This is a genomic window from Bacillus sp. BHET2 (assembly GCF_005938125.1).
In the GTDB taxonomy this organism is placed as follows: domain Bacteria; phylum Bacillota; class Bacilli; order Bacillales; family Bacillaceae_B; genus Rossellomorea.
Genome location: NZ_VCQN01000001.1, coordinates 140,452 through 151,547, shown reverse-complemented (window position 1 = coordinate 151,547; position 11,096 = coordinate 140,452). Strand labels below are relative to the sequence as shown.

Here is an 11,096-nt window from a genome sequence, read left to right as displayed (position 1 = left end):
ACTCCTTATATCAAGTTAAACTGCCGAGTTAAGGCTTGATGCTCTTTAAATCTTCAATGATGTCATCTTCTGTCATCGTTCCTGTTATGATCTTTTCAATCTTCCCTTCTGGGTTGATGAGAAAAGTAGTTGGTAACGGATCGATTCCATATGCGTTTTGAACTTCCTCTTCTTTGTCTACTAAAATGGGGAATTCTAACCCATGTTTAGATATAAATCGGTTAATAAGGAAATTTGATTCACCAACATTCACAGCCAAAATTTGTACACCTTGATCTTGATATTTCTTGTACTGATTATTCATATAAGGCATTTCCCTTTCACACGGTTTGCACCATGTGCCCCAGAAATTCAAGAAGACCCCTTTTCCCTTATAGTCTGATAAACGGTGGGTAGCCCCGTCCATATCCATAAGCACAAAATCAGGTGCCTTGTCGCCTACCTTTAACATCCCTCTTTCATCCTTCGTGAAGTTTGCATATAACGTATATGCAACCGCAGAAGTCAGCACAATCAGAATAATTGTCCGGATAAGTAATCTGCGCTTTTTTTTATTCATTTACGAGTGCCTCCCATAGTGAAAACGTTCTCAAAGTGTGGAGAAATTTATCTCTCTTTACAGTAGCAAAGGGCCTGAAGTCATAAGATTTCTCTTATGAGATCAGTCCCTGCTATAATGTGATGTGTCATATCTTCATACTAAGCAGAGAAATATCACAATGATTACAGGGTGAAATTCCTTTCTTATTATATCATTTATCACCTGAAAGTCAGGGTGAATTATATGAATGATATGTGACACTTTCTATGTCATTCTTTAATGTAAACTGCCCGTTTCGGCCAAAGTTCTTAATTGCTTCACTTCATGCGGAGTCAGTTCTCTTCCTTCTCCTGCATTCAAGCCATGAAGGGAAAGGAATGCATATCTTTCACGCTTCAGCTTTTGAACCGGATAACCAAGAGCCTCGAACATTCTACGAACTTGACGGTTTCTACCTTCATGAATGATGATCTCGACGATTGATTTCCCTTGCTTCTTATCAATACTCATCACTTTCACTTTAGCAGGTGCAGTCATACCGTCCTCTAATTTAACCCCTTTTTCAAGTTCACGGATCTTGAATTTAGGTGGAATCCCTTTTAATCTAGCTACGTATGTTTTTTCAATTTCATTACTCGGGTGCATAAGAGCGTTAGCAAAATCTCCATCATTGGTTAGCAGCAGGATCCCAGACGTCTCATAATCGAGCCTTCCTACCGGATAGATTCTTTCCTCTATTTCAGGGAAGAAATCCGTTACGACTTGACGATCTTTATTGTCAGTCACAGCAGAGATAACCCCTCTTGGTTTATAAAGCATGTAATATACTTTATTTTCTCTCTCGATTTGAACACCTGTCACTTCAACTCTATCAGAGTTAGACACCTTAGTCCCCAGTTCCTTCACTACTATTCCATTGACCTTAACTTTGCCTTCTATAATTAATTGCTCTGCTTTACGACGGGATGCCACTCCACTGTGAGCAATAACCTTCTGTAATCGTTCCACGGTCTTTCACCTCATTTAATTTTCAATACATTTGTCTTCATGAATTATTACATAATCCAGACAAAATAGAAAGGCATAAAGAAAAATCGACCATTTCAGTCTTTTTCCTTTATGCCTTGATGTTGACATATAATGACTCTTTTCATAAGGCTGTTTTCGCAAAGATTGTTTTTTTCTAGAATAGGAGCTACCCAGGCTCTGTCTATGAGTTAGTGCGATAGATGAGGGGAACTTAGAAAGACAGAGTTTAAAACATCATCGTAACGATGAAGATGGCTGCTACAATACCGACTAGATCTGCGAGGAGACCAACTTTTAGGGCATCTCCCATTTTTCGGATTCCCACGGCTCCGAAGTAGACCGTTAATACGTAAAGAGTTGTGTCTGTACTTCCTTGTAAGGTAGAAGCCAGCCTACCAATGAATGAATCGGGACCATGTGTTGCGATAATGTCACTCATCATACCTAGGGCAGCCGTTCCGGAAATCGGCCTGATAATCGCCAGTGGCACGATTTCCGGAGGAATTCCCAATGCAAGCAGACCGGGACGGATGAGGCCCACAAAGAATTCAAGTGCACCTGATTCCCGGAAAATCGTAATGGCCACCAGCATACCAATCAGAAATGGAATGATCGACACAGCAATTTTAAGTCCTTCTTTCCCCCCATCGACAAACACTTCATAGGTGGGCACTTTTTTGATCGTCCCATAAATTAATATAAAGCCGATCATAAGCGGGATTAGCCAAAGTGAAATTGTGGTTATCCAATACATCTACTTCACCTCTCGACGAGTACGCCTATAATGAAAATAACGGTCAATCATAATCGCACCGATAGTTGAAAGCATCGTAGCAATAAGGGTTGGTCCTACAATTTCAGTCGGTGACACAGAATCATATTTCATGCGGATCGCAATGACGGTCGTCGGAATGATGGTGATGCTTGAGGTATTAATTGCCAAAAACGTAATCATCGACCTGCTCGCGAAATCTCTGCCCCCATTAAGCTCCTTCAATTGCTCCATTGCCTTAATGCCCAATGGGGTTGCAGCATTCCCTAATCCGAACATATTCGCCATCATGTTCGAAAGGATGTACCCCATTGCAGGGTGATCCTCCGGGACTTCTGGGAACAATCTAGTCACAAACGGCCTGAACAGTTTGGCTAATTTATCAAGTAAGCCGGCTTCCTGGGCAATCCTCATGATCCCTAACCAAAAGACTAATACACTGACCAATCCTATACAGAGTGTTACTGCTTCATTGGCTGAAGTGAAAATCGCTTCGTTCACTTGTTCCATTCTTCCGTTCATCATAGCAAAAACTATCCCTATGATCGTCATGCCTACCCAAATGAGATTAACCATGGTGACGCACTCCCATTAGTGATTCAAAAGAAAAAGCCCAGAATTTCCACCAGCTCTTTTCTTCTTCTGTTGCGCTTGAAGTTTTATAGAATACTGGAAGAGTGTCCACTTCCTTGTCACCTAAATAAACCACTGCCCTGCCGACGACATCAGGTACGTTTTGATTCTTTACCCATTCCTGTTTAGGCTTCAGCATCTTGTACTCGACCTTTACATCCTCTACTTCATCATCAGTCAACGATAAAACAGAATCCCGTTTCAGGTAGGCATGATCTTTGTATACTTCGTCATCTATTTTTTTAATTAAACCTTTTTCGAGGACAATTTTATAATCGAATTGCTTAAATCCATATTCAAACATGCCAATATGATCATTCCAGTCATCTGGGCCATTTAAGGTCACGGCGATCAGGCTCTCTCCACTCTTTGAAGCAGTCGACACAAGGGTTCTTTTCGCCAATTTTGTGTATCCTGTTTTCCCACCCGTACTATATTTATATAACTCTGTGAGCAATCTATTTTTATTCTTCCACTTTCGATCCCATTTTTCTTCCGGATTAGGGGCGGTGTGAACCTTAGTCCCTGCAATTTCCTTATACACTTCATCTGCCATTGAATACCTCGTCAGTAATGCCATATCGTATGCAGTAGAATAGTGATCTTCATGATCATCGAGGCCGTGTGGATTGGAAAAATGAGTATTGACCATTCCAATTTCATTCGCTTTTTCATTCATCATAAACACAAATCCGTCGAGGCTGCCCCCTACATATTCAGCGATGGCGACAGCAGCATCATTGCCGGACCTCATCATAAGTCCGTATACCAAATCTTCAAGCTTGATCTTTTCGCCCGCTTTCAAGTAAAGGGATGAACCTTCTGTTCCTGCAGCATTAGAGGAGACCGTTACTTCTTTGTCCATTTTTCCAGACTCTACTGCAAGGATAGCTGTCATGATTTTTGTAATGCTCGCAATCCTGCTCTGACTATGGGCATCTTTTTCATAAAGAATTCTTCCTGTTTCCTGATCCATTAGAATCGCTTTCTGAGAACTGACAGAAGGGGAGGCCTGAACCTGATTGGAAACGGCAACAAACAGAATAGCAATAATCAGAACATAATATATGTAAAATTTCACTCTTTTTCGATTCACACCCATCTACTCCTTTAACTCTAACGTGTTTGTACAAGTTTATGCAGGACAAAGGGTAATATGAATGAAAATCGGAAACCGATCACATGTTGTATGAGAGCATTTGTTATTTGGTCCATCAAAAAAACACAACCATCATAATCAGTTGTGTCAGACATCGCTCTATTTGTATTAAAGCAGTCTCTTAGTTCTGAACTCACTCTCAAACTCAAATAATGCTTCTCTCAGGGTATGAAATTCCCCTTCAACGTTCCTCAACAGGCCAGCAAAGCAATCAGGTGGTTCTTGTCGGAAACGGATGGTACTTCCTTCAGGATAGGTAATGCGACCATCTTCAAACCACAGCTTATATCGGGGAGAATAATATTCAACAATGCATTTATGATAAATCTTATAGAGGATCCTCTCGGCATGATTTCGTTCGAAGGGTTCATTTTGAATAATACGTTGGCAAGCATCCATTCCTTCCTCACAATATACGAGGAGTCTTCTTAAGTTTGAAAGCAATCCTTCGTAATAAGCCCTATCCCCTCGTTTTTCCATCAAGAGAGTCTTTATGGTTATTCCATTGAGATACCCCTCAAATTGTATGATCGCATCTTCAAGAAAGCGTTGAGCAACCTGAACCTGCGTTTTCAACATGAAATCATTCATCGATTCCCCTCCGTCTTCCTCCGACTATCCCTTTTAGTTCCCTAAAAAACAACTTCCGCTTTATTTGTTTGAATTTTCAGAACTATACTTCGTGAAAGGAGGCAGGACCACTCAGAGTCATGTGGTCCTGCCAATTGAGAAAACGTCTTTTATTCGTTCGATTCCATCGTTTCCTGAAATTTTTCAAAGAATAGATCCGCTTCATCCTGCATAAATTCGTCCTGGACATTTTCAGGCAGAGGTGGAAGCTCGTCTATGCTCTTTAATCCGAAATAATCCAGAAATTCTTTCGTCGTACCAAATAAGTAAGCGCGACCAGTTCCTTCCGCCCTGCCAACTTCTTTCACAAGTCCTTTTGACACAAGGGTTTGAATGGGACGTTCAGTTTTCACACCTCGTATTTGTTCAATCTCCATTCTCGTGATTGGCTGCTTGTATGCAATGATCGCAAGAGTCTCAAGTGCTGCTTGAGATAAAAAGCTTACATTTGGGGACTCTACCAGTTTCTTCATATAGTCAGCATTGCCTTTTTTCGTCACCAACTGAAATGTCCCGGCGATTTCAATGATATAAATACCCCGACCCGAGTCCTCCAAATAATCTGTCTTTAGCTCTTCGATGACATCTGTCGCTTCCTGCTCGCCTATTTCCAGAACAGAACAAACCTGTTTAAGGGAAAGACCTTCGTCTCCCGCCGCAAACAGTAAACTTTCAAGGATGCCTTTCCAACTAATATTGTTCAACAAGTCCCGCCTCCTCTCCTGCTTCCACAAATATTTCTGTGAAGTTTTTTTCCTGGTTGACTACAATTTGCTGCCGCTTCATTAATTCAAGCACAGCAAGGAACGTAACAACAAGATGTTCTTTATTATCAGATGGAAAAAGGCTTGTAAATGATGTGCGCTCTTTGATGCTCCGTAAATTCTGCAAAATATCATTCATTCTCTTCTCAATGGATATTTCCTGTCTGGTTATTCTCGTTTGAACCGGCCTCTGCAACTTTTTACGCCTTAATAATTTATGAAACGCACCGAGCATATCATATAAGGATACTTGAACTTCACTATTCTTTAAATCCACCTCTTCCGTGAATTCAGAAAGGTCACTGGGAGGCTTGGTGTATACTTGTCCACGTTCCTCCTCACGGTACTTCAACTCATTTGCCGCTTCTTTAAATTTACGGTATTCGATCAACCGTTCCACTAGTTCGTCACGGGGATCTTCCTCTTCAAACTCAATTTCATCATTTAACTGACCTTCATCATGTTTAGGAAGAAGCATTTTACTTTTGATGGCAAGTAGCGTTGCGGCCATCACTAAATATTCACTGGCAACATCAAGTTGCAGGTTTTTCATCGTCTGTACATATAACATATACTGCTCAGTAATCTGAGCCATAGGAATATCATATATATCAATTTCCAAGGAGTTAATCAGATGCAATAGAAGATCTAACGGACCTTCAAAAGCGTCAATTTTCACATTGTATTCCACTTTATCACCAAATTTCTAATTACGTTCATTCCTGATAGCTACTTAATAGTATAGTAGATTGACCACTATTCTCCAATAGAAAGTTTTTGTATTTAAGTTGGTAACCTGTCGATTAATCAGAGGACTGTGCTACAATTTAACTACTTTACATCAAACGGAGGGATTTATTTGGCATATCCTCAAGCATACTTAGAGTTTCTAATGTATTTCCACGGAAATCGTGACTACTTTGAGTGCCATGAAGTACTGGAAGAATATTGGAAGGAAACGGATCCAAAGAACCGCTCTTCTCACTGGGTAGGCCTTATCCAAGTGGCCGTTGGTTTCTATCATTACAGAAGAGAGAATAAATCGGGTGCATCCCGGACATTCACGAAGGCGATCCGAAATATTCAAATGAATCAAGAAGCATTGGCTAACCTTGGAATCCAAGCCAAGAAACTTCAAGACAAGCTTATTGATATCACTAATGAATTAAGTCAAAACCGGCCATATCGTAGCATAAATATACCCTTAGCCGATGCATCATTGGTAACTCAAGTGCAAACCCTTTGCAACAAGAATGGATTCACCTGGTGTTCGCCGAGTGACCTCACAAATTCGGCCATTGTTCACCGCCATTCCTTGCGAGACCGATCTGATATAATCTTAGAACGGAAAAATGCTTTACGAAAAAAAAGAGGCTGACCACCTTCAATATAAGGTGGTTTACCTCTTTATTGTTCTTCGCTATTCTCTTCTGGAGGACCGATTTCATCACACTTCTCAAAAAAAGAGGCGGTCTCTGAATTCGGTTTAACCTCATGCTCTGTATGCATCTCTCTTAAATGGTTCACCATCGTTTTCCCGATCCCTTCATGACGATGGGACGGATTAACGGATATATGTTGAATTTCTAACGTGCTGTCTGTTTTGTATACGCCAATCAAGCCTACTATGTCCTCTTCTTTCCATAAAAAGAGCTGCCAATTTTCTTCAGTTTCGTATTGCTTCATTGTTTGTTGAAGCTTCTTCAAATCCTTTTCATTTGGCATGAAAGATAATAATCCCATTGCAATCTTTTCAAACGCCTTTTTATACCGAATTAACATATTTACCCCTCGTTATGTTTTATGTCTACTTTATTTATTATCTATTATAGACAAAAACTAGAAATTTAATTGATGCGAACGTTTATTTATCTTACTAAATTTACTTTTATTAAGCAAATCCAAACACATTAGTTTCCGGCAATGAACATCCAGTAAATGACTCCCCAGACAAGACCTACTGTAACTAAAATCAAGAATAATCTTCTATTACTGATTTTCATGACTGACTCCTTTGTCTACACTATATTCGCTTATGTCATTGTTATTGTATAGTAAAAATGAAATTTGTTAAAGTATGTAATCCAGAATACAAAAAAGTAGTCTTTAAGTACGATATACTTAAAGACTATATACCAATTATTTATATGTCATATCAAGTGCAACCATATCCTCATACGATTCCCTTCTGACGGCTAAGGTTATTGTGCCATTCTCTACAAACACTACAGCAGGGCGTGGTATCCGATTATAGTTATTTGACATCGAGTATCCATATGCCCCCGTGCAGAAAACAGCAAGTAGATCACCGGATTCAGATGATGGCAGTGGTAGATCCCATATCAACATATCCCCGGACTCACAACATTTACCTGCTATGGAAACCGTTTCTTCCGTTTCTCTACCTGCTTTATTCGCTATGACTGCTTCATATTTAGCTTTGTATAGGGCCGGTCTGATATTATCGCTCATTCCTCCATCGACGGCGAGGTACTTCCTGATATTTGGAACTTCTTTACGTGACCCCAATGTATAAAGGCTGGTCCCCGCATCACCAACAAGGGAGCGGCCCGGCTCTATCCAAATTTCCGGCATGGGTAGATCATATCTGCCCACTTCCTCTTTCACAGCATCAATCATTTCTTTCACATATTGAGAAGGGGGTATCGGGTCATCGTCTTTCGTGTAGCGAATCCCAAAACCTCCACCTAAATTGATGACTTTGGGGACAAAGCCGAATTGTGAATTCCACTGAGCGACTTTTTCAATGATTTTTTTGGCCGCAAGTATGAAGCCCGTGGTTTCAAAAATTTGCGAGCCTATATGACAATGTAATCCTAACAATTCAATTGCATCAATGTTCATAGCCATTTTCATCGCTTCTTCGGCCTGACCGTTACCCAAATCAAATCCAAATTTCGAATCTTCCTGGCCAGTCAATATATAATCATGCGTATGAGCTTCAATTCCAGGGGTGACCCTCAATAAAATCTTTGTTGTGCGTGCCAGCGACTGCAATACTTCATGTACAAGCTGAAGCTCATGAAAATTATCTACTACAATACAGCCAACCTGGTTTTCTATGGCCATTACAAGTTCTTCCCTGGTCTTATTGTTCCCATTAAAATGAATGCGTCCTGGAGGGAAATCAGCCTTCAAGGCAGTAAACAACTCTCCTCCTGATACCACGTCCAGAGATAAACCCTCTTCTTTCATTAATTGAAAGATTCCGATACAGGAAAACGCCTTACTGGCATAGGCAACTTCTGCTTTCACTCCAAGGGAATCAAAGGTCTGTTTGAACCCTCTGGCTCTCTCTCTAATTAATGCGATGTCATAAACATAAAGGGGGGTACCAAATCGAGATGCCAATTCTATGGTGCTCACCCCACCAATCATTAAAGAATCATTTTTGATCTCTGCTGAACCATGAAGAAGCACGGAACGACTCATTCCTCTCTTTAAACCTCACCTAATTAAACGTAATTTACCACAGAATGAGAGTTGTTGCAATATTCTATGATTTTGCAGGTTGTTTGTACTTATTCCTTGGCTGGACGATACTAGGTCGAATCTTAGATCCGGGGACTGATTTCCTTACAAGGATCTGCATAAATGCTTTGGGACTAAACGGAAGCAATGGCCAAAGATACGGTGTATTAAGGGATTTAATATTCGTTACATATAAAATGAAAAGCGTACTCCCGATCATTAATCCAGGGATATGGAAGAAAGCGACAAATACAAGAAGAAGAAGCCTTGCCATCTTATTCGCTACACTCAACTCATAACTTGGGGTCGCGAACGTACCGATCGAAGCTACCGCCACATACAATATCACCTCAGGTTGGAACAAGCCGACGTCAATTGCAATTTGACCAATCAAAACTGCAGCTATTAAGCCCATAGCTGTTGATAGCGGTGTCGGAGTATGAATGGCGGCGATCCTAAACATCTCCACCCCCATGTCAGCAATAAATAATTGAACGATAACCGGTATATTGGTCTGTTCCTGAGGACCTACATACTTAATGACCTCCGGAAGTAATGAAGGATCCAGGACAAACAAGTACCACAAAGGCAGAAGGAATAAAGAAGCAAGCACACCGACAAATCGCGTCCACCTGACAAATGTTCCTACAGCCGGTGACTGTCTATACTCCTCAGCATGCTGAAGATGATGGAAAAATGTTGTCGGTGTTATGATGACACTTGGCGATGTATCAACAAAGATCAGCACATGGCCTTCTAATAAGTGTGTGGCGGCGACATCCGCTCTCTCTGTATACCTTACTAATGGATATGGATTATACCCCTGCTTTACAAGAAACTCCTCTACTGTCTTATCCGCCATTGTCAAACCATCGATTTTAATACTTTTCAATTCTTTCTTTATCACTTCGATCAAGCTAGGATTGGCGACATCATCTATATACGCTATGGAAATGTCCGTCTTTGACCTCTCCCCTATTCGAAAGATTTCAAAACGCAATCGTGGATCTCTTATTCTTCGCCTCGTTAATGCCGTATTTACTATAATGTTCTCTACATACCCATCACGGGAACCGCGAACGACCTTTTCTGTATCCGGCTCTGACGGCTGCCTTCCCGGATAACTTCGAACATCAACGATTAATGCCTCATCATAGCCTTCTACAAAGACTGCTATTAATCCTGAAAGCACTTCATCTACCGCTTCTTCAATCGTATGAACCGGTTCTACCGATTGGTGAACAAGCCGATTATAGACAATGTCATATAATTTACTAGTCGCACGCTCATTGTCATTGATATCAACAAGTTCCTCTACAATTTCAATAATATAGGCAGCATCGGTAAGCCCGTTTATATAGTAAAAATGTACACCCTTTTTCAAAATCATGAGTTTACGTACACCTATATCAAAACTGGTATTTAGTCCTACATGATTCTTCATATAATCTTCTATTACGGTTAGATCTTTAGAAATCGGTGTTTCCTTCGTCTTTTGAGGCATGATATCCGCTCCTTTCTAAAATGATCTCCACTGCTTTTTTCGTAATGGGGGCACCTTGTGAATAGTGATCTCTTCTGGCCATTTTCCCAATGTCTCCAATACCGACAATAATCGGGACTTTCAGTTCATCAAGGCAATACACGGTATCACCCGTCAATCTCCCTACGTCCATCTCCGGCACACCAAATTTATCCACCCCAAAAGGCGTCAGTTCTCCAAATTTATCAATGCATACATCGACCCTGGTCCATTCAGCTTGGCGGGTTTTACTGGCTACTGCGATAACCCCAAGAACCTCAATCTCATGATGATTCGCAACATGCTTCAAGGCCCGTTCCCCGGCACCTTCTCCGATGAATCCACTATCATCAAACATGACAAAGACAGGGTCGTTCTTGGCTCTCTTGATTAACTTCACAATTTCCGGTCCTGACAAAACAGATGGATTCCCTTTGGAGCTTGAAATACATCGTCCTCCATATTCTGTCGCAACGCATTCGACGGCACGTTTTGCATATTCATCTCCGTCTGTTACCAGAATCACTTTCCTTCTATTGTCCATACGAACCCCT

At 40.9% G+C, this 11,096-nt stretch carries 13 protein-coding genes; 1 reads left to right on the top strand and 12 read right to left on the bottom strand.

The features are described 5' to 3' along the window. Nucleotides 1–28: 28 nt before the first annotated feature. The 8 genes from resA to FGG79_RS00705 all read right to left on the bottom strand — a co-directional run bounded on the left by resA (nt 29) and on the right by FGG79_RS00705 (nt 6,219). Nucleotides 29–559, bottom strand: coding sequence for a thiol-disulfide oxidoreductase ResA (gene resA / locus FGG79_RS00740; protein ID WP_138775669.1), 531 nt, complete (start codon nt 557–559; stop codon nt 29–31). 258 nt (nt 560–817) lie between these two features. Then, nucleotides 818–1,549: a pseudouridine synthase gene (locus FGG79_RS00735; RefSeq protein WP_138775667.1), complete on the bottom strand. Its 732-nt coding sequence runs from the start codon at nt 1,547–1,549 to the stop codon at nt 818–820. 247 nt (nt 1,550–1,796) lie between these two features. After that, entirely contained in the window at nt 1,797–2,324 is a 528-nt protein-coding gene (locus FGG79_RS00730) for a spore maturation protein (protein WP_138775665.1), read from the bottom strand. Next, nucleotides 2,325–2,918, bottom strand: a complete 594-nt coding sequence (locus FGG79_RS00725; RefSeq protein WP_138775663.1) for a nucleoside recognition domain-containing protein — start codon at nt 2,916–2,918, stop codon at nt 2,325–2,327. Beyond that, a complete protein-coding gene (locus FGG79_RS00720; RefSeq protein WP_138775661.1) occupies nt 2,911–4,077 on the bottom strand; it encodes a D-alanyl-D-alanine carboxypeptidase family protein in 1,167 nt (388 codons plus the stop codon). Before FGG79_RS00720 ends, FGG79_RS00725 begins: the two co-directional genes overlap by 8 nt. A 165-nt stretch (nt 4,078–4,242) precedes the next feature. Further along, the gene (locus tag FGG79_RS00715; RefSeq protein ID WP_138775659.1) at nt 4,243–4,725 is read right to left on the bottom strand and encodes a DUF3907 family protein; all 483 of its coding nucleotides are present in this window, start codon (nt 4,723–4,725) and stop codon (nt 4,243–4,245) included. A 149-nt stretch (nt 4,726–4,874) separates the two neighbouring features. Next, on the bottom strand, nt 4,875–5,468 hold the full coding sequence (gene scpB / locus FGG79_RS00710) for an SMC-Scp complex subunit ScpB (RefSeq protein WP_138775657.1): 594 nt from the start codon (nt 5,466–5,468) through the stop codon (nt 4,875–4,877). Continuing rightward, the gene (locus tag FGG79_RS00705) at nt 5,455–6,219 is read right to left on the bottom strand and encodes a segregation/condensation protein A (protein WP_138775655.1); all 765 of its coding nucleotides are present in this window, start codon (nt 6,217–6,219) and stop codon (nt 5,455–5,457) included. Before FGG79_RS00705 ends, scpB begins: the two co-directional genes overlap by 14 nt. A gap of 168 nt (nt 6,220–6,387) precedes the next feature. Between FGG79_RS00705 and FGG79_RS00700 the strand changes: the two genes are divergently transcribed. Beyond that, nucleotides 6,388–6,906 carry a DUF309 domain-containing protein gene (locus FGG79_RS00700; RefSeq protein ID WP_138775653.1) on the top strand — a complete coding sequence of 173 codons (519 nt, stop codon included), beginning with the start codon at nt 6,388–6,390 and terminating at the stop codon, nt 6,904–6,906. A gap of 29 nt (nt 6,907–6,935) precedes the next feature. Here FGG79_RS00700 and FGG79_RS00695 read toward each other — a convergent pair whose 3' ends face one another. The 4 genes from FGG79_RS00695 to spoVAEA form a co-directional block, all read right to left on the bottom strand. Then, nucleotides 6,936–7,310 carry a GNAT family N-acetyltransferase gene (locus FGG79_RS00695; RefSeq protein ID WP_138775651.1) on the bottom strand — a complete coding sequence of 125 codons (375 nt, stop codon included), beginning with the start codon at nt 7,308–7,310 and terminating at the stop codon, nt 6,936–6,938. A 357-nt stretch (nt 7,311–7,667) separates the two neighbouring features. Beyond that, the gene (gene lysA, locus FGG79_RS00690) at nt 7,668–8,969 is read right to left on the bottom strand and encodes a diaminopimelate decarboxylase (protein WP_138777491.1); all 1,302 of its coding nucleotides are present in this window, start codon (nt 8,967–8,969) and stop codon (nt 7,668–7,670) included. A gap of 76 nt (nt 8,970–9,045) precedes the next feature. Next, on the bottom strand, nt 9,046–10,524 hold the full coding sequence (locus FGG79_RS00685; RefSeq protein WP_171050733.1) for a spore germination protein: 1,479 nt from the start codon (nt 10,522–10,524) through the stop codon (nt 9,046–9,048). Then, nucleotides 10,490–11,086 (bottom strand): stage V sporulation protein SpoVABEA, encoded by a 597-nt coding sequence (gene spoVAEA / locus FGG79_RS00680; RefSeq protein WP_138775647.1) that lies wholly within the window; start codon nt 11,084–11,086, stop codon nt 10,490–10,492. Before spoVAEA ends, FGG79_RS00685 begins: the two co-directional genes overlap by 35 nt. Between the last annotated feature and the right edge of the window lie 10 nt (nt 11,087–11,096).